Source organism: Acidithrix sp. C25, assembly GCF_904848545.2.
In genome coordinates this window covers 456,515-476,589 of the sequence record NZ_CAJHCI020000003.1, presented here as the reverse complement: position 1 = coordinate 476,589, position 20,075 = coordinate 456,515, and the positions used below count along the sequence as shown (strand labels likewise).

The window sequence follows — 20,075 nt, the reverse complement described above, 5'->3', positions numbered from 1 at the left end:
ATTGAACCTCGCCTGTTCTAAGAGGCCGACATAACGCCACTAACTTTACCAATTGACAGCTCAAACAGACCGATTGCCAAGAGATGAGGAGCTAATTTCACAAGCGCTCAAATAAATGCAAAAAAATGAGTCTGGGTGAGAAGTTACCGCAATAGCGAATCTATTGACTTCTAAAACCAATTCGAATCACAGTTCACCAAAGAGCCGTGGAATTCATCAGATAAAAGTTCTGCATCAATTCGCTGCTTCAAATTTGGTGAAGGCCTGAGCCATAGGAGCTATCCGGGTAACTCCTTATCTAATCTCTCTAAGTAATTATTTAGCTGCAGGTTACAACTGAAAAATTAAATTGAATTAGCAAACAATCAAGTCCGACCTAATTAAATCACCTAGCCACTTACGAACCACATGTTGGGGTGTGTCAGATAGAGTAGTTTGGAATCAAACAATATTCCGCCAACGTAAGATCGCGCCAGAAGATACTTTCAAGCAACCAAAAGGAGCCAGCAAAGAAATGCACCCTATAGCCAAAAGACTTACTCAATCTCTACGAATTCCACTTATCGGCGCGCCACTTTTTATAATATCAAATCCAAAACTCGTGGTCGCTCAATGTCAAAGTGGCGTCGTTGGGTCATTTCCAGCCTTAAACGCAAGACCAACCTCACAATTTGACGAATGGCTCTTTGAGATCGAAGAGGCACTCGCAGTAGGGGGAGAGAGCGATCAAGACACCAAAATTGCCCCATTTGCTGTCAATCAGATAGTTCATCGATCAAACGATCGCCTAGATGCAGATTTGGAAGTTACAATCGCGCACAAGGTGCCCATCGTCATCACTTCCTTAGGTGCTAGAAGCGACGTCTTTGACGCAGTCCATGAATATGGGGGGATCGTTTTTCATGATGTCATAAATAAAAAATTTGCCGAAAAAGCCTTGGAAAAAGGGGCAGATGGCCTAATCGCGGTTGCATCTGGAGCCGGCGGTCACGCCGGATCGACCTCACCGTTGGCTCTAATCTCTGAAATACGTGAAATCTTTGACGGACCTCTACTGCTATCAGGCGCTATCGGAAACGGAGCTTCACTTCTCGGGGCAATCGCTATGGGTGCAGACTTTGGATATGCGGGCTCAATCTTCATCGCCACCACAGAAGCTAATGCATCGGCGCCACACAAAGAGATGGTGGCAGCCTCAGACTCCTCAGATATCGTCTACACCTCCCATTTCACTGGAGTTCATGGCAACTATCTCAAGCCGTCGATATTGGCATCTGGGCTAGACCCAGATACCCTGGAAGCTAAGTCCGCAACGACGATGAATTTTTCAAGTTCAGGTACAAATGTAAAGGCGTGGAAAGATATATGGGGCGCCGGTCACGGAATAGGCTCGGTCAAAGCCGCCCTAACCACAGCCGAGCTCGTCACTAGAATCGAGGAAGAATTCATGGCAGCAAAGATCTCGTTGGCCGAAAGATTAGCGCTCTAGCCACCAAGTTTTATGTAGTTCGTGGGTCAATAGAGCTCAAAATGTCACTATCAGATCAACAATTTCGTGAACCACCCCTCCCTTGGGAAAGGGGATTACACTTGCGTTAGTTCAAATAGGATCGTACAAATGATTACAGTTCTTTGCGGCGGAGTCGGCGCCGCCAAATTCTTAGAGGGCCTTATCGCACTGGATCAAAGCCAAGAGATAGTCGCGATCACCAACGTCGGAGATGACGATGTCATGCACGGCCTATACATCTGCCCTGATTTGGATACCATCACCTACACCCTTTCAGGCGCGGTAAATCACCAAACCGGGTGGGGCCTCGCCAACGAAAGTTGGCGTACCATGGAACGCCTAAAGGGCCTAGGTGGCAAGGTTTGGTTCCAATTGGGAGATTTAGATCTCGCGACTCATCTCTTTAGAAGCGAACGCCTCAGAGAGGGTGCCACGCTCGAACAAGTTACCAAAGAGATCTCAGACAATGCCGGACTGAAATTGAAGCTACTTCCTGCCACTAACGACAAGATACGAACAAAGCTCGAGTTGGTTCACCCATCCGGAGAGACCGAGAGCACCTCATTCCAAGAGTACTTCGTAAAGTACCAACATAAGCCAATAGTAAAAGACGTTTTCTATGTGGGCTCTAAGAGTGCGAGCCTGAGCCCAAGTGTCATAGAGGCACTTGAAGAGTCAGAACGTATCATAATCGCACCATCTAACCCAATACTTTCAATTGGACCAATTCTTGCAATTCCCAAGATCGCCGAGACAATTGCCAGACGTCGAAGCGACGTGGTGGCGATTTCGCCCATAGTGGACGGTAAGGCGTTAAAGGGACCGGCAGATAAAGTTCTTGAAGCCTTTGGGTATCCAGCTAGCGCCCTTGGGGTTGCCCAATACTATCGCGATTACATCTCAAGGTTGATAATCGATCTGATCGATTCAAATTCCATCGATCAGATCGAGTCCCTAGGGGTAAGAGTGGTCGCCACTAATACCATAATGACCACTATTGATTCAAAGATATCATTAGCGGCTTTGGCCCTAACATCATATGAGAGATAGGACTATGGATCCAAATCAAAGTGGAGTCGTTACCGCCATAGCCATCCACGGATTACCCGAATTCAAAAAGGGCGATCCCATAGCCGATATCGTCATTCAAAATACCACTTTGAACCACCATGACGTTATCGTCGTTACCTCGAAGATCGTTTCAAAAGTTGAGGGACGCATCATTCAGGCGCCTAATGACGGCTTCACGCCCGAAGAGATCCATGCAATCATCATCGGTGAATCAAGACGCGTCCTACGCCAAAGGGGTCAGCTTGTGATCACAGAGACCCAAGGCGGCTTCGTCTGTGCAAATGCTGGAATAGATCAATCCAATATGCCAGATGGTTCGATCTGTCTCCTACCTGCCGACCCAGATCGCTCAGCTCGAAGAATAAGAGATCGAATCAAAGCACTTATCGGAATAGATGTCGCAGTAATTATAAGTGACACCTTTGGCCGAGCTTGGAGGCGCGGCGTTACAGATATAGCCCTAGGATCAGCTGGAATAGGTCCAATCTCTGACTTGAGGGGTACTCTAGATAGCAACGGTCGCCCCCTTGTGGCTACGGAAATAGCTATCGTGGATGAAATTGCCGCAACCGCCGAACTCACAAAGCCAAAGTCAGGGGCTATTCCCGTTGTTATAGTGCGAGGAATAGATCCGAGCCATTTCCGTGAAGGCTCAGTTAAGGACGAGATAATTAGACCCTACGGAGAAGATCTCTTTAGGTAATAGTCAGCTTAGGTAGTAATAGACTTAGAGAATAGTCGAGGTTCGCTTGCCACAATTTGACCAAGCCTCCCTGTCGATTACTTCTCCTTTGAAGCCTTATTGATTCGCCGATGAACAAATTCATCAGGGTTAGATCGATACCAATCGACTAAATCCATCAATCCATCACTTAACGAGGTAAAGTGATGCCAACCAAGTTGAGTCTCGGCCTTGACTGCACTTAAGGCACTCCTTTGGATCTCACCTTCGCGCTTGGGCAGGAGCCTTGGACGAAGTGTACTCCCTGTCACATGGACGATCTCTTCATGCAACCTAGCGATCGTCGTCTCTATGGATGTCCCAATATTCAAGACGAGGCCACCACCATTGTCAATCGAGCGGACTAGCGCATCTACCACATCATCGACGTGAACAAAGTCTCGACTCTGGCTGCCATCGCCATAGATAGTACAGGGTCGGCCGGCCAAAGCTCGCTCCATGAAGGTTGAGATTACCCCACTCTCTCTGGAACACCCTTGGCGGGGACCATAGACGTTGGCAAAAACCAAAGCTGTATATTCAAGGTCGTGGTTGCGCCGATAGATATCCAGATAGTCTAAGACTGCCCGCTTTGAAGCACCATAGGGCGAGATTGGATCGAGTGAGACAGACTCATCCAGCGGAAGAAGATCAGCTGGAGGATCCCCATAGATCGCTGCAGATGCGGCAAAGATAACTTTAGAACAACTAGCGCCAAGTGCTGCCTCAAGGATCCTGAGCGAACCACCTAGATTCACCGCCACATCTTCTAAGGGGTTATCCATGGAGAAAGTTACATCAGTCTGAGCCGCCAAGTGGAAGATGACCGAGGGACGTTTACGTTTAGTCAACTCAATCATCGACGCAGAACGCACATCCATTTGATGAAAGGCCAGCGAGCCTAGCCACTTAGCTCGGGCATATGCCAAATTTGCTAGGCGACCCGTGCTGAGATCGTCCACGATGTCGACAAATAATCCCTGGGATAATAGCCGCTCGACTAGGTGCGAGCCAATAAATCCCGCACCACCCGTAACCATGACCCGATCCATCTAGCTCGGAATCTTTTGACCGCTTAGACGTTCGCCCGCACCAATGTCGCAGCCAAGTGCAAGGACTGAGAGCTCCTCCACGATCGTCTCGGGTGGAACCTCTACTTCATCGCCAATTATTGAATCGGTTATTCGCGAATATGAAGCCACGATTGCTCGATCCATCACAATAGAATCCTCTATTACTGCCCCTGCCTCAATAACCACCCCGTCACCGATTATGGAGCGAAGAATCACTGCGGACTCAGCTATTCTGGCATTTCGAGCGATCAAAGAGTCTTCACTTACCGTGTATCCCTTTGGAAGTTTGCCAACCAACAAAGACTCCTTGGAGGAGATGGAGCCTCCACTCGCCCCCACAAGTATCCTTCGAAAGTGCATGGAAGTTGAATAGAAGTTACTCACCGTGCCGGCATCTACCCAATACCCTTCAAAGGGCTCAGCGAATAGGTGGCCATCTGAGACAAGTTGAGGAAAGACCATTCGCTCTATGGAAACGCGCTCCCCGCTTTCCACCGACGACAGAGCTTGGGGCTCAAGCACGTAAATGCCTGCATTTATAAAGTTTGATGGGGCTAATTCGCGCGCTGGCTTTTCTATAAAGGCCAGTACTCGACCCGCCGAATCTGTTGGCACCACGCCAAATGCCGAAGGATCTTCAACTGGAACTAAGGCAATAGTTGCCAAACCACGATTGTTCAAGTGGGCGCTAACCAAGGTCTCCAAGTCAAAATCACAGAGAACGTCGCCATTTACAACTAGAAATGTGCTGTCAATCCCTGCGTATTCGGCTGCAAATTTAATGGCTCCTGCAGTGTCAAGTGGAGTCTCTTCTACCGCATAACAAATTGGCACCCCGCCAACCTTACCGCTTGGAAAAGCCTTGATAAAGACGTCAGGCTTATAGCCAAGCGAAAGTACGACCCTGTCAACTCCAATTTGTCCAAGCCTCGTTACAACTCGCTCGAGCATGGTTATACCGGCCACTTTGAGCATCTGCTTTGGAATCTCGTGAGTAAGTGGACGCAAGCGCGTACCCATACCTCCGACTAGAACAACTGCTTGCAACATGCCTCCTTGCGCCACCTAAGGCCGAAGCGTCGGGTGCGGACCTTGTAGAACCATCATACCCTTAGAAATTTTAAAAACAATATCGAAACGCCTCTTGAACTTCACATTCTCACAAGACAAAGGTGTGGAAATTGTATTTTGGAAAACTCTTTGCTAACCCTGTGCCTTTGTCGTAGAAGTCGCTGGAGCCGCAGTTGTCGCTGGAGCCGCAGTAGTTGTGGTTGTAGCAAGTGCTTGTGTTACAGGCAGGTTTACGAGCGCCTTAGTAGAATTTGGCTTTGGAAGAGACTTACCATTTGCCACCAAACCAACAGTTATGAGCTGCTGATTTCCAAATACAATATTTGCAGGATTTCCGGTGACGATCTGTCCTTTACCCAAAAGTGAAGACCAAGTCTCTACCTTTATCGAAGCAGGCTTACCATTGCATGTTTGACCTGTTGCCAAGGAGGCATGTCCTGGATAGGTCACCTTTGACGAGGAGACATAAAGACCTGAATAATTCAGAACAAACTTGCCAAAAGTGGCATTAGAGCCCTCATCCAACTTGGTTTTAGGCGATACAGTTATCAAGCCATTGCCCGTTGTATAAAATGAGAGCTTCGTTGTATTCTTTTGGGCTGGGAGATTAGGTAAAAAAGTTCCACAGTCATAGACGCCAAGTGCAACGTGCCACGTTGTACCCACAAGGGGAGGCGCAGCCTTTGCTCCTGTTGGATTGAGTCGTTGATACCGCGAATATCCGATCACGAAGAATCCCACCACCACAACTAATGCTATGGATGTATAGAAACCAATAGGTACAGCGCCGCGCCTAGACCTACTGCCACCAGTTGCGGCCGCTCTCGCCACTCTTTTACCTACGGATTGCTTTGACATATGATTTCTTGACTCACTCCGAATAGATTTTTAGCCCTTACCACTCTAGCCGTTGAGGGGAAAATGACGCTTAGCCACAATAAATCCCTTGACTATCATCGGCGAATAGCATAAATTTCAAGTCTTTTAGTCGACTAAAGGGTCCTACCTTCTAAAAAACGTCTGTATCTCGTCACTGCAATCGTAATCAAAAATCGCAGGACGACACCGACTCCCACCAAAGGTAGAGCCAAAGCCTTGTACCCCAAAAGCGTGGAACTCGAATAGATCAAAAGCGAACGGTGGTGCATGTAGGCCACAAAATATGGTCGAGAACTAGACGATCTTCCTTGATAATGAATAGCTACCGCCTCCCTATCGTGGCCAATATCATATCCCTTTGCTATTATCCGTCGACAGAGATCTACATCTTCCATGAACATAAAATAACGTTCGTCAAAGCCACCAACCTCTCTAAAAAGGTCGCTTGAGATCAACATCGCAGCACCCGAAATCCATCGATCATCTCCAACGCTCTCGTTCTCGATAGAGTGATAACGCCTTGAAAATGGATTATTACGCCACAGTTGTCCAAGGACGGCATGAAAAGCCGAAACTGCCAGAGACGGGAAGCGACGCACCGATGGATAGATTTCTCCATCGCTATTTTTTATAAGTGGTCCCGCTATGGCGACATTGGTTCGCTCTTTGAACGAGGAGAGCTCTAAAAGCGCATCACCGCTTATAACACAGTCCGGATTGCAGATAAAGAGGTCAAAACCCAAAAGGTCCTTTGATACCTCGTTTATTGCTCTCCCGTAACCCAAGTTCCCGACCATGGATCTTAGGACCAACCTAGAAGTATCGATCTCATTATGAAACTTCTCTTTTATCAATTCCATCGATCCGTCACTACTTGAATTATCAGCTACGACTATCAATTCGCTAGGCCCCATCAACAGGGCGCCTATACAATCACACAGCAACGAGCCGGTATTGTAGTTGACGACAATCGACGCTATCTTTGGAGATGACATATCACTTGGGCCTTAAATTAAAATTCCATCTCATAAAGATTCAGCGGGCTAGAGATAGCTATCCCGCAACTGAGCTATCAGACAAGATACAGACTCCTGCCAGATTGGAGTCTCTCCATAGCCTCCTAGACGAAGGGCGCTGTGATCCAATACCGAATAGGCCGGTCGAGGAGCTTTGCGCGAAGAATCCAACTGACTTGTGGCAATTGGTAGAACTCGCGATGGATTTGCCCCTAAGGTTTCAAAGACAAACTTAGTCAAGTCATGCCACGAGGTCACTTCGCAATTTGTGACGTGATAGATCCCACTTTGTCGATCCGAAATCAGTTTAATCATAACATCGACCAAATCTGTGACAACCGTGGGTATCCCAAACTGATCATCGACAAAGGTAACATCTCCTTGGCCCTTAGCGAGGCGAATCATCGTCTTTAGGATGTTATTGCCGTATTTGCCCATAACCCAGGCTGTGCGAACTATCAGGTCGCTAGAGTCAAGTTCCAACTCCCCAGCCAACTTAGACTTTCCATAGATCGACAAGGGATCTGGCGCATCCCACTCCCTATAGGGTGTCGTTCCTAGACCATTAAAGACGTAGTCAGTGGAGAGATAGAAGACACTAGCTCCTACTCTTCGTGCGCCTTGCTTTAGAAAACGTGTCCCCATTGCATTGATGGAATAGGCCAATTCGACTTCATCCTCGCAAAGATCCACTGCCGTCAGCGCACCACAGTGAACGATGATATCTGGCAAGAAGGAGTCGATCGCTCCAAATACCTCAACTCTGTTGGTAAAGTCAAGTTCATCCTTGTCGGTCGCCAAAACCTCCCATGAACTTTCCTTTTGAGCAACGGTTTCAACGAACTCCGAGCCAACCTGACCCTTTGCGCCTGTCACTAAAAGTCTCAATATGACCTCAATCCAATTCGTCAAAAGACGACATCATTTGGCACTTTAGCCACTGACAATGTGTAGCAATGGGTGCCAGAGAAAATAAGTTCCGATTAGGAGTGAAATACTACTTCGATATCCAGCTGCTGCCAGGGCCCTCTACGACAGGAGCTCGAAGTTTCAGTGGCTCCCACCAGCTTCTATTTGCAACATACCAATCAATTACGTCGGCAATTCCATCGTCAAATTCAATCTCAGGCTCCCACCCAAGCTCTTGGCGAATCTTTGACGAATCCAACAGATAACGTCGATCGTGACTGGGACGATCAGGAACAATGGTCTTAATTGACTCGTCCTTATTAAGGTGCTTGACGACTAAGTCCGCAATGTCTAGAATGCTCTTTTCAACGCCAGTACCTACATGATAGGTCTCGAACTCGCGCCCCTTGTTGATGACGAGATCTATCGCCTTGGAGTGGTCTAGGGCATGTATCCACTCTCGCCTATTGGAGGTCGAGGCATATAGCGGAAGCGGAAGGTCATCAATTGCATTGGTAACAAAAAGCGGAACCACCTTTTCAGGAAATTGATATCGGCCGTAGTTGTTAGCGCAGTTCGTTATTGAAATCGGGACCCCATAGGTCAACGCATAGGAGCGAACAACATGATCTCCGCCAGCCTTAGAGGCGTTATAAGGCGTCCTAGGCAAGTAAGGAGAGTCTTCCTTGAATCCTCCTTCTTCATCTAGATCCATGTCTCCATAGACCTCACAGGTGGAGACGTGGTGAAAGCGATCCACCTTAGCACGCCTCACACCCTCCATAAGTCCTTGAGTACCCATAACATTCGTTTGAAAGAAGCGACCTGGATCCAAAATAGCCAAAGAATTATGAGACTCAGCAGCGAAGTTGACCACGACGTTGATCTCAAAACGCTTGAGGCTCTCAAAGACTAGATCGCTATTGGCAATATCGCCTTTGACGAAATGAAAAGAAGTAGCGACGTCGTCGAGCGAGTGAATATTGCCCGCATAAGTCAATGAATCATAGACAACGATGGTATCGGCGGGATGTGCCTTCATCCAGTATCGAACGAAGTTGGATCCAATAAATCCAGCCCCGCCAGTCACTAAAATATTCATTAAATTTCCATCCTAAATGGTATTGTTTCCAAAATAATTCTGGCCTATGGTAGCCTAACTAAGCGCAGAAATCCGCTATCAAAGCTCCATTTAAAGCAAAGCTAAGCGATTTCAACGATCGAATGATCCCCAACCACGAGCCGATTAGCTATCGGGCGAGCTTGGCGCCGGCGCACCGTTACTTGCTTGCCCAACACTGACCCCTCGAGCGACTGGATACCATCCACAGTAGTCCCGGCTAAAAGGATCGAATTTTCAATCTCCGTTGCCTCAATCAGGCAATCCTCCCCGATGGAGGTAAATGGCCCTATGAAGCAATCTTTCAAGACGCTTCCACGTCCTATAATTGCCGGCCCTCGAAGACGCGATCGCAGAATTGTCGCTCCTTTTTCGATGATTACCCGCCCCTCAACGACAGAAAGTTCATCTACCACTCCCATGGTATTTGCTTCAATGTCTTCAAGAACAAGGCGGTTACCCTCTAATAGAGCTTCGGGCTGTCCGAGGTCCTTCCAATATCCTGAAATCTGCTTACTGGAGACCCTGGCCCCTGAATCTATAAGGTATTGAATTGCATCAGTAATCTCAAGTTCCCCACGTGCAGATGGCATTATTGATTCGACAGCCTTGTGAACCGAGGTGTCAAAGAAGTAGACCCCGACTAGCGCCAAGTCCGACGGCGGCACCTTTGGTTTTTCCACAAGTCCCTTTACGTGGCCGTCATCATCCAAAATGGCCACGCCAAATCTATGAGGATCAGGGACCCTTGCAAGTAAGATCTCGGCGCACACTCCAGGCTCACGCTCACGAAAGCTGTTGGCAAATTCTACAATTCCGTCTTTTATGAGGTTGTCCCCTAAGAACATGACAAAAGGAGAGTCACCTAGAAACTCCTTGGCGATCATGACACAGTGTGCAAGGCCAAGTGGTTGCTCCTGGGGGATATAAGTTACCTTCAATCCAAAGTCGCTGCCATCGCCAACTGCAGCCATGACCTCTTTGCGGGTTTCGCCAACTATCATTCCTACCTCAACCACTCCGGCCTCGGCCAGAGATTCAAGAGCATAGAACAAGATCGGTTTATTTGCTAAGGGAACTAATTGTTTGGCAGAAGTATGGGTTATTGGCCGCAAGCGTGTTCCAGTACCGCCCGCAAGCACGAGTCCCTTGAGTGTCGTCATAGCGCTTTAGATAATAATCACTTTTGGGGCAAGCCAAGGCTACGGGCTATCACGAGCCTTTGAATTTCCGAGGTACCTTCTCCTATTTCTAAGATCTTGGCATCACGGTAATGGCGCGCAACAGCATTGCCTTCAATGAAACCTGCTCCCCCAAAGATTTGGGTTGCACTTCGCGAAACTTCGACGGCGGCCTCGGTCGCAAAAAGTTTTGCCATCGCCGCGGCCTGTTTGTATGGCTTGGAATTATCTTTGAGCCAAGCAGCATGATAGACCAGATGACGCGCTGCGCTCGCTTTAGTGGCCATATCTGAGCACATGAAAGCAACCGCTTGATAACGTCCTATTGGTCCGCCAAATGCATTTCTAGTCTTGGCATACTCTATGGATTCGACCAGACATCCCTCTATCAGTCCAAGCGCCAAAGCAGCTATTGCGATTCTTCCATCATCCAATATCGAAAGAAATTGCGCAAAACCTCTGCCTTTTGCACCCAAAAGGTTCTCATAAGGAAGGCGAACTTCATCCAAAGAAAGGCCGTGGGTATCAGATGCATGCCAGCCTAATTTACGATACGAAGGCTCAACGACCAGGCCCGGAGTTCCACTAGGAACCAAAAACGTGCTCACCCCGTCCTCGTCGCGGGCCGTAACGGTAATAACAGAGGTTATCGGTGTTCCGCTATTGGTGATATAAGCCTTTGAGCCGCTAATAACCCATTCATTGGTCTTTTCGTCCAAACGAACTTTCGTTCGAGTTGCTCCTGCATCTGAACCTGCATCCGGCTCAGTAAGGCCAAAAGCTCCTAGAGCCTTACCTTCACACATCGAAGGCAAATATCTCATCTTTTGCTCTTGTGAACCGAATGAAAAAATCGGATTCGCGCCCAAGCCAACGCCCGCGGACAAGGTGATAGCGACGGAAGAGTCCACCTTAGCAAGTTCTTCAATAGCGATACAAAGGGTCGAGAACTCTAAATTTAAGCCGCCAAACTCCTCTGGAAAAGTGATCCCAAAAGCTCCCAGCTCGCCAAGCTTAAGGATTGTATCAAGGGGAAATTCACCCCTTTCGTCCCAAAGATCAGCATAAGGGGCGATCTCTTTAGCCGCAAAGCTCTCGATCAGCTCTCTAAACTCTTCTTGGTGGTGCATTAACTCAAAGTCCATAGTCCTAAAGCCTATCGCTTTAGAATCGACCAAACAATTTAACTTCCAAAACCACATTCACCACCATGGCCTCATCTTTGAGTTTGTTCCAACTAAGTCAGTTCAAATCCGCCCCAGTCAAAAAAGTGGATTTACAAATGAAAGCAAGCTTTACTTCATCTGGAGCGACTTCAGCTAGAGCGAAAGACGTGGTGTACATCACCTGCTTGGACTGTCCTAATGCAGGAGTCCAATTCGACTAACAGATGGCCTTGATTCGATATATCCAATACGTTGCCACTTATCGATTCACCATCGTTCAATTCCACCCTTACGAACGAACCAATGGTCACGCATCTAGAGCGATATTGTCGCAATATCTGAACCTTCGGCGCAGGGTCTCCTTGGCTCATAGGTAGATATCGTCCAGCAAAGGCCTCGACAATGCGGCTGGCAAGCAAGAGTCTCATTGACAGATCCAGTTGATTCCCCGTCAAAATCGCCATCGAAGTCGCGTTACGCTTGAGAACCTCAAGCCGGCTATGGTCCTGATTAACATTTATGCCCATTCCAATGATCATGAATCTTCCGGATTTACTCTCACCCACCTCTGATAACATCCCAGAGAGTTTGGCACCTCCCACTAAAATATCGTTGGGCCATTTGATCTCGGCGACTACCCCATAGTCCTGCAATACCTCACAAGCAGAGATCGACATAGCCATGGTGGCATAAAAATAATCATCTAGAGGAACTCCGGGACGACACAGAATCGAAAAGAGCAGAGAGTCGCCAGGTTCGTCGATCCAGCTCCGCCCAAGACGGCCTTTACCACTTTCTTGATGATTAGTGCTTAGAACCATTCCCTCTGGAATATCTTCGATGGCACAAAGACGACTCAACTCGGTATTTGTGGAGTCAATACTTTCTATGTGTCTTAATTTCCAACCATTGTTGAGGTCAAGTTGTATCGTATAATCCATACATGCGAAACTAGACCATAAAATGATTGGTCAGCGCAATGAAAGGATACCGGTGTTCAAAAAAATTCTTGTCGCAAACCGGGGCGAGATCGCGGTAAGGGTGATTCGCACTGCAAAGGAGATGGGCATTGCCACTGTGGCTGTCTACTCCGAGCTAGATCGAGAAGCCTTACATGTACGCTTGGCCGATGAGGCCTACGCCTTAGGCGGACAAACAGCGGCCGAGAGCTACCTCAACACGGATGCAATCCTCAATGCGCTAACGCTTAGCGGCGCCGACGCATTACACCCTGGATATGGCTTCTACTCAGAAAATACTGACTTCGCACGAGCCATTGGCGAGATCGGAGTGACATTTATAGGGCCACCTCCCGAGGCTATCGAGGTGATGGGCGACAAGATCTCCTCACGGATCGCTGCTACAAAAGCAGGCGTCGAGGGCGTTCCTGGCACGGTAGAAGTCATCAAATCACCAGACGAAGTCATCGCCTTTGGAGAAGAGTTCGGTTGGCCCGTGGCAATCAAGGCAGCCTACGGTGGGGGCGGACGCGGAATGCGCGTAGTCAACTCGCCACAAGAGGCAGCTCAAGCACTAGAATCTGCCCAAAGAGAGGCAGAAAAAGCGTTTGGACGCTCTGAGAGCTACATCGAACGATATTTAACTTGGCCACGTCACATAGAAATGCAGATCTTTTGCGACAACTTTGGTAATGCGATCTGGCTCGGAGAACGAGATTGCTCATGCCAACGTCGCCACCAAAAACTTATTGAAGAATCTCCTGCACCTAACTTTGATGACTCTGTACGCCAAAGAATGGGAGAGGCGGCGATCAAAGTCGCACGAGCCTGTGGTTACAGAAACGCTGGTACCGTAGAATTTCTCTTTCAAGACGGAGAATTTTACTTCTTAGAGATGAACACGCGCCTCCAGGTCGAACATCCAGTTACCGAAGCGATCACCTCTCTTGACCTAGTAGAACTTCAAATCCGAATCGCAGCTGGGGAACCTCTTGGTATCACTCAGGACCAAATAAAGAGATCCGGACACGCCATTGAGATCCGGATCAACGCAGAAGACCCATCCGGCGGAAAGTTTCTACCTTCACCGGGAACTATCACCAAGTTCACCGCACCTAACGGTTTTGCGACCCGTTTGGATGCAGGATACATTCAAGGCGATACGGTATCTCAATTTTACGACAACCTAGTTGGTAAGGTAATAGTCTGGGGTAAAGACCGAGAGTCAGCACGGCGACGAATGGTCAGAGCTCTTGACGAAATTCAAATTGAAGGAATTCTTACTACAATTCCAGCACAACAAATTCTTCTTGAAAAAGCTGACTTTATAAATGCGACTCACTCAACCAAATGGGTTGAGGGTGTAGAGGAACTAAAATCCCTAAAGGTAGCACGTCCTACTTCGACGGACGATCAAGGCAATGAGGTCGTGGCACGAGATGTTACAGCCGAAGTCAACGGTAAGAGGATCAACGTTCGCCTCTACCTCCCTGAGATAGCAACCTCTGTAGCATCTGCCCCTCTGGCACCTGGAAGAAAGGGTGCAGCTTCGCCTAGATCGAGATCGCATGCACACGGCGCCACTGGTGGTTCCGGGAAGATCTCCGTTCCAATGCAGGGCACGATCGTAAAAGTTTCAGTCAACGTTGGGGACAAGGTTGACGCGGGTGACACCGTTTGCATCTTAGAGGCGATGAAGATGGAAAATGCAATCTTGGCCGATAAGGCTGGAGAGGTAACCGAAATTAAGGTTAAACCAGGAGATACGGTTGGCACCGGAGATATTGTCGTTGTAATCTCCTAGCTGATACCCCTTCGCAGATCGCTACGATTCAAGCTAAAAATAAATAGAGAAGATGGTCCCAAAGGCCTTTGAGAGCATCAAAGGAGATTCAGGGCCATCTTCTCATATACCTGAATTGATCTCCCAAAAGAGCCAGAGACTCACGTCAGGATCTAAAATTGGCGCGAATGACCACAAATTAAGTCTTGTATAATCTCTAAGTGTCACAGACAACTCGGAGGAAAAGTGTCAACTCAAATCAATGGAGCACTTGACTCCACTGCTGCCCAGATCGGTGATCTCTTAGTAGAACTCTCCCACAAAATCCATGCCAACCCCGAAGTGGCATTCGAAGAATTTAAAGCATCTCGCTGGACAGCTGACATCCTCTCAAACGCCAACTATGACGTGGCTTTCGGAGTCGCAGAGATGGAGACCGCTTACGTTGCTACGATCGGCAATGGAGACTTGGAAGTAGCTATCTGTGCAGAATATGACGCGCTTCCTGACGTCGGCCACGCCTGTGGTCACAACATAATTGCAGCTGCCGCAATTGGGGCTGGACTGATCCTCGCACCTTTAGTAGAAGATCTTGGCCTCAAACTATCCGTAATGGGAACGCCTGCCGAAGAAGGTGGCGGCGGAAAAATTCTTATGCTAAATGCTGGCCTCTTTGAATCAATAGATCTATCAATGATGGTTCACCCAGCCCCAAGCGAATTTGATAGAATGCCATGCGTAGCAGCTCAGCATCTAGAAGTTGAATTCTTGGGAAAAGAATCTCATGCAGCAGCATTTCCTCAACTTGGCATCAATGCTTTAGATGCAATGACGATCTCACAAGTTGCCATCGGACTGCTGCGCCAGTCGCTCTATCCGGGTGAGATGATCCACGGTTTCATTACCCATGGAGGAGAGGCTCCCAACATCATTCCAGCGAGGACAGCAGCTGACTACATCGCTCGCGCAGAGACCCTAAATCAACTTAAAACCTTAGTTCCACGCATAAGGAGATGTTTTGAAGCTGGCGCAATCGGAACAGGATCAGAGCTCAAATTCATTCATAAATTTGAGGCATACTCCGAGTTCATAACTGATGAAACATTAGCTGCAATCTACCGAAGAGAGGCAGTTGCCTCTGGAAGGACGATTTCAACCTCCCCAACCCCAGCCATGAGGGCATCAACCGACATGGCGAACGTTTCAATGGCCATCCCGTCAATTCATCCCATTCTTGGCATTGACTCTCTTCCTGCTGTCAACCATCAACCCGAATTCACAGCCGCCTGCATTACCCAAAGTGCCGATAAAGCAGTAGTGCAAGGTGCTCTAGCCATGGCAAGGACGATCGCCGCAGTCGCATCGGATCAAACATTGAGAGCCGAATTTATAAACGGTAAAAAACGAATTGCCCTCCGCCAGCAGATGGCCAGCTAACCGAAGCTAGCCATAAATCAAGTTTCATCAGCTTTCATCTTCCAACTTAAAAAGACAGCCACCGATGGTGCTTCGTCGTTATCGGTGGCCTCGACCAAGGAGAGCTGATAGAGCTATGGTGCAACTTTCGAATTAGAAATATCTCAGCCGAATCGGTATAAATCATCCCCATGGCTACTGTCACATTGATCATTTGCAACTTGGCGTTGGAAGCTATTAAAAACTCCTCTTTTGATCATCTGAATGATCTCAATATCTTCTAAGACTCTCTGCCAACCGCTAGGTCAGATTTAGCCTATCAATATTATTGATTCCCCATCTAATGATATTTATAAATCTTTAATTTAAAATATATTGGAAATACCAACAGCCATAATCACATAACCAAACCACCAATAAGTGTCAGTCTTGATATGATTTGTAGTTAGATGCAGTCCAAATAAAAATAGGCCAAAGCGACATCTCGATCCAATATTGCTTCATTATAGAATCGATATCCTTGGGATTTGCCAAGCAGAGATGCCTTTACGAACTTGCTCCAAAGGCTCCTCTAACAGCGCCTAATTTAGTCGGTCCAGAAAAATTTTAGTGACTATGACACGAGTCCGGTGACACATGCTCGACATCTTGCTAAATTATAGATGTGGTCTGGCCCAATAACATCTTTTCGATAAAATCCATTATAAGGATCACTTGCGAAACCATATCAAACAATACTCAGTTCATTATTCGGCTCGAATGATAGTTACCTGAATATTCTAATTTAAATCTATTTCAGCTTTTAGCCACATCATATTTAGCAAAATGCCAGACTATGCCGTTTAAAACCAGACCAATTTTACGAATATTTAATTGAATAATATAAACCATATCGTAATCAAACTAGGACAACTCTTAAAAATATGCCCGTGATAAATTAGCCCTTGTAAATATATAATAAAGATTGAATTCAAGCGCAATTGGCCCCTCGGCCGATCGCTTTAGCGATGTAAACCGGCCGACCAAGGCACTACTACTCCGCAGCGTCTGCTAGGGCCTCAGCCAGAGCTGGATGCACCATAACAGACTCTACGATATCATTTACCTTCAAATGTGCAGTCACCGCCAGAGCGATAACCGAGATAAGTTCAGCGGCATTATGGCCCACTATTGATCCCCCAAGGACGACACCAGTAGCTGGATCGGAGACAATCTTTACAAACCCGCGAGAATCACCGTCAATAAGGGCGCGAGCATTGGCGGCAAATGGAACTTTAGTCACTCGAATCTTTCGTCCAAGCGCAAAAGCTTCCGCCTCGGCTAAGCCTACGTCGGCGATCTCTGGTTCGGTAAAGATTGCAGATGCAGCCTTCTCGTAATCAAGATGACGGTGCGTCCTTGAGTCGAGTCCAAGAGCATGTTCTGCCACCTTGCGCCCTTGCATCGATGCCACAGAGGCAAGCGGAAGCTTTCCTGAGATATCACCGGCTGCATAGATATTTCTCAGGTTAGTAACACAGTGGTGATCGACAGGAATGTGGCCTGAACGATCAACATAAACACCAGCAGCGTCTAGCCCTAGCGAATCTGAATTTGGGATAGAGCCAATGGCAAAGAGCACGTGTGAACCACTGATAACCCTCTGATCGTCACATTCAATAGAGACGCCATCCACATCCTGTTTGAGGCCAATAGCCCTTGCCCCCTTATATAGCTTTACCCCCGACTCTAAAAAGTCTGCCTCAAGGGCTGCAGCCACTTCAGGGTCTTTAGCGGGCAATACTTGCTGACGTGAGACGATCAAAGAGACCTTAGAGCCAAAGGATCTAAACATATGAACAAATTCCACGCCCGTAACACCAGAACCAACGACGATCAAATGCTCAGGAATGACAGGCGGTGGATATGCATCCCTCGTCGATAGAATCCTTTGACCATCTACTACAGCCCAATCTGGAATACGTGGACGAGAGCCTGTTGACAAAAGTACTGCATCGGACTCTATCTCACGAATGCCGTCTTCAGCCTCTACCTGGATTCGAGTTGGAGAGACCATTCTTCCTACGCCGTTGATGATAGTCACGCCTTGACTCTTCAAAAGTGCCATCTTGGACGCGGCGAGACGCCCCGTTATCGATGAGACCCGACTCTTTAGCGAGTCCAGATCGATCTGTGCCGTAATTGGCATTAGGCCCATCTTTTCGGCCCGTTTTGTAAGAGCCAGAACGGCTCCAGTGGAGATCATAGCCTTCGAGGGGATGCAATCCCATAGATTGGCAGCACCACCCACGATATCGCGCTCAATCAAAACGACTTCGGCTCCCATACGGGCTGCGTGGGTCGCGGCCTCAACTCCTGCGGGTCCTCCGCCAATAATTACAAATTTCACGCCTCTAGGTTACCCTCTTGGAATATATATCCCAAATACACTTCTTAGCGTATCGGAAACTTCGCCTAATGTTGCATTTGCGCGCAGCGCAGCCTTCATTGGATACATCAGATTTGCATCACCTTTAGCTGCGCTATAGAGCTCTGAAAGTCGCTCTTTCACGGCCGAGTTGTCACGATCGGCACGTAGCTTAGCCACACGTTCACATTGCTCCTCTTGGAGCGCTGGATCAATCGGAAAGACCTCTGTTGCTACCTCTTCCTCTTCGACAAACTCGTTTACACCTACAATTATCTTTGCCTTAGAGTCGATAGATCGCGCGTAATCATAAGCCGCTTGCTCAATTTCATCCTGCATGTATCCATTTTCGATAGCCGCTATCGCTCCACCCATTTCCGCTATCTTGGCGAGATATTCAAGTGCCATCGACTCAACTTCGTTGGTCAAACTTTCAACAAAGTAAGAACCGGCAAGAGGATCAACTGTGTCGGTTACGCCTGATTCATATCCAATCACCTGCTGGGTGCGCAGAGCCAACTTAGCAGCCTGCTGAGTTGGAAGACCCAGGGCCTCGTCAAACCCATTGGTGTGCAAAGATTGAGTTCCCCCTAAAACTGCAGAAAGGGCTTGGATGGCTACTCTCACCAGATTCACCTGAGGCTGCTGCGCAGTCAGAGTGGAACCGCCGGTTTGAGTGTGAAACCTAAGCAATTGGCTCTTTGGATCCTTTGCTTCAAATTGATTCCGCATAATATCTGCCCAAATCCGCCGTGATGCGCGAAACTTGGCCACCTCTTCAAAGAGATTGTTATGCGCATTCCAGAAAAACGAGAGCCTCGGGGCGAATTCATCAACCTCTAAGCCAGCCGTTATTGCCGCCTCTACATATGCAATGGCGTTGGCAATTGTAAATGCAATCTCTTGAACCGCAGTTGATCCAGCTTCACGAATGTGATATCCCGAGATTGAAATAGTATTCCAAGCAGGCATGTGTTCATTACAGTAGGCAAAGATATCAGTGATTATCCTCATCGAAGGCCTCGGCGGGAAGATGTAAGTGCCTCTCGCCACATACTCTTTGAGGATATCATTTTGGATCGTGCCGCCTAGCTTGGATGACTCTATTCCAGCCTCTTCAGCAACCAACTGATATAGGAGCAAAAGGATTGAAGCGGTGGAGTTGATAGTCATCGAGGTTGTCACCCTATCGAGGGGAAGACCATCAAGTAGATCTCGCATATCTTCAATGGAATCTATAGCTACACCGACCTTGCCCACCTCCCCAAAGGCGCGAGGATGATCCGAGTCATAGCCCATCTGAGTCGGAAGGTCAAAAGCACACGACAAGCCTGTTTGTCCTGCCTTGAGCAGAAACTTAAAGCGCTCGTTGGTTGCCTTAGCGCTTCCAAAACCTGCATACTGGCGCATGGTCCACAGTTTGCCTCTATACATATTTGGATAGACCCCACGAGTATAGGGATACTGCCCGGGAGCACCTAATTTTGAGGCTGAATCAAATCCATCCAAATTAGTGCCATCATAAAGTGCGTCAATTTCAATACCAGAATCGGTTCGATGATCACCAAAAGTCATGGCATAGATGATACTCTAATGAGCGCACTGGAGTCGAGTTGACATCAAATCCGCATTAAAACCAAGAACAATTTTACATTTCCTAAAGAGGTAATGGATTAAATTAAGTCAACATCACATTTAGCTCAACTCTAAATAAGATGCCCAAAGACCAATAGATCGATTTGGATCACAATGTGACTATTCCACAACTGGCAACCACTCAATATTGAACCTTG

At 47.8% G+C, this 20,075-nt stretch carries 16 protein-coding genes; 5 read left to right on the top strand and 11 right to left on the bottom strand.

Annotated elements, in window-relative coordinates; translation table 11 throughout:
- Positions 1-514 precede the first annotated feature (514 nt).
- The 3 genes from ACIDITHRIX25_RS000000101125 to cofE all read left to right on the top strand — a co-directional run bounded on the left by ACIDITHRIX25_RS000000101125 (position 515) and on the right by cofE (position 3,284).
- Positions 515-1,489 carry an NAD(P)H-dependent flavin oxidoreductase gene (locus ACIDITHRIX25_RS000000101125; RefSeq protein WP_201731999.1) on the top strand — a complete coding sequence of 325 codons (975 nt, stop codon included), beginning with the start codon at positions 515-517 and terminating at the stop codon, positions 1,487-1,489.
- 129 nt (positions 1,490-1,618) lie between these two features.
- Complete coding sequence (cofD, locus tag ACIDITHRIX25_RS000000101120) at positions 1,619-2,560, top strand: 2-phospho-L-lactate transferase (RefSeq protein ID WP_201731998.1); 942 nt, start codon at positions 1,619-1,621, stop codon at positions 2,558-2,560.
- A gap of 4 nt (positions 2,561-2,564) precedes the next feature.
- Complete coding sequence (cofE, locus tag ACIDITHRIX25_RS000000101115; RefSeq protein WP_201731997.1) at positions 2,565-3,284, top strand: coenzyme F420-0:L-glutamate ligase; 720 nt, start codon at positions 2,565-2,567, stop codon at positions 3,282-3,284.
- A 77-nt stretch (positions 3,285-3,361) separates the two neighbouring features.
- Here the strand turns inward: cofE and ACIDITHRIX25_RS000000101110 are convergent, their stop codons facing one another.
- The 9 genes from ACIDITHRIX25_RS000000101110 to ACIDITHRIX25_RS000000101070 all read right to left on the bottom strand — a co-directional run bounded on the left by ACIDITHRIX25_RS000000101110 (position 3,362) and on the right by ACIDITHRIX25_RS000000101070 (position 12,658).
- On the bottom strand, positions 3,362-4,342 hold the full coding sequence (locus tag ACIDITHRIX25_RS000000101110) for an NAD-dependent epimerase/dehydratase family protein (RefSeq protein ID WP_160291720.1): 981 nt from the start codon (positions 4,340-4,342) through the stop codon (positions 3,362-3,364).
- Between the two features lie 12 nt (positions 4,343-4,354).
- On the bottom strand, positions 4,355-5,425 hold the full coding sequence (locus ACIDITHRIX25_RS000000101105; RefSeq protein WP_052604504.1) for a nucleotidyltransferase family protein: 1,071 nt from the start codon (positions 5,423-5,425) through the stop codon (positions 4,355-4,357).
- 153 nt (positions 5,426-5,578) lie between these two features.
- The gene (locus ACIDITHRIX25_RS000000101100; RefSeq protein WP_201731996.1) at positions 5,579-6,304 is read right to left on the bottom strand and encodes a hypothetical protein; all 726 of its coding nucleotides are present in this window, start codon (positions 6,302-6,304) and stop codon (positions 5,579-5,581) included.
- Positions 6,305-6,438: 134 nt separating this feature from the next.
- Positions 6,439-7,320, bottom strand: coding sequence for a glycosyltransferase (locus ACIDITHRIX25_RS000000101095; protein WP_201731995.1), 882 nt, complete (start codon positions 7,318-7,320; stop codon positions 6,439-6,441).
- A 48-nt stretch (positions 7,321-7,368) separates the two neighbouring features.
- On the bottom strand, positions 7,369-8,253 hold the full coding sequence (gene rfbD / locus ACIDITHRIX25_RS000000101090) for a dTDP-4-dehydrorhamnose reductase (RefSeq protein ID WP_201731994.1): 885 nt from the start codon (positions 8,251-8,253) through the stop codon (positions 7,369-7,371).
- 85 nt (positions 8,254-8,338) lie between these two features.
- Positions 8,339-9,352: a dTDP-glucose 4,6-dehydratase gene (gene rfbB / locus ACIDITHRIX25_RS000000101085; RefSeq protein ID WP_052604508.1), complete on the bottom strand. Its 1,014-nt coding sequence runs from the start codon at positions 9,350-9,352 to the stop codon at positions 8,339-8,341.
- Between the two features lie 101 nt (positions 9,353-9,453).
- Entirely contained in the window at positions 9,454-10,533 is a 1,080-nt protein-coding gene (locus ACIDITHRIX25_RS000000101080) for a glucose-1-phosphate thymidylyltransferase (protein ID WP_052604509.1), read from the bottom strand.
- A gap of 17 nt (positions 10,534-10,550) precedes the next feature.
- On the bottom strand, positions 10,551-11,696 hold the full coding sequence (locus tag ACIDITHRIX25_RS000000101075; protein ID WP_201731993.1) for an acyl-CoA dehydrogenase family protein: 1,146 nt from the start codon (positions 11,694-11,696) through the stop codon (positions 10,551-10,553).
- A 170-nt stretch (positions 11,697-11,866) separates the two neighbouring features.
- Positions 11,867-12,658 carry a biotin--[acetyl-CoA-carboxylase] ligase gene (locus tag ACIDITHRIX25_RS000000101070; protein WP_052604510.1) on the bottom strand — a complete coding sequence of 264 codons (792 nt, stop codon included), beginning with the start codon at positions 12,656-12,658 and terminating at the stop codon, positions 11,867-11,869.
- Between the two features lie 52 nt (positions 12,659-12,710).
- Here ACIDITHRIX25_RS000000101070 and ACIDITHRIX25_RS000000101065 point away from each other — a divergent pair, with 52 nt between their 5' ends.
- On the top strand, positions 12,711-14,480 hold the full coding sequence (locus tag ACIDITHRIX25_RS000000101065) for an acetyl-CoA carboxylase biotin carboxylase subunit (protein ID WP_201731992.1): 1,770 nt from the start codon (positions 12,711-12,713) through the stop codon (positions 14,478-14,480).
- Positions 14,481-14,705: 225 nt separating this feature from the next.
- Positions 14,706-15,896: an amidohydrolase gene (locus ACIDITHRIX25_RS000000101060; RefSeq protein WP_201731991.1), complete on the top strand. Its 1,191-nt coding sequence runs from the start codon at positions 14,706-14,708 to the stop codon at positions 15,894-15,896.
- A 1,012-nt stretch (positions 15,897-16,908) separates the two neighbouring features.
- Here ACIDITHRIX25_RS000000101060 and ACIDITHRIX25_RS000000101055 read toward each other — a convergent pair.
- Together ACIDITHRIX25_RS000000101055 and ACIDITHRIX25_RS000000101050 are read right to left on the bottom strand one after the other, a co-directional pair.
- Entirely contained in the window at positions 16,909-18,264 is a 1,356-nt protein-coding gene (locus ACIDITHRIX25_RS000000101055; protein ID WP_052604512.1) for a dihydrolipoyl dehydrogenase family protein, read from the bottom strand.
- A 9-nt stretch (positions 18,265-18,273) separates the two neighbouring features.
- Positions 18,274-19,857 (bottom strand): acyl-CoA mutase large subunit family protein, encoded by a 1,584-nt coding sequence (locus ACIDITHRIX25_RS000000101050; RefSeq protein ID WP_201731990.1) that lies wholly within the window; start codon positions 19,855-19,857, stop codon positions 18,274-18,276.
- Between the last annotated feature and the right edge of the window lie 218 nt (positions 19,858-20,075).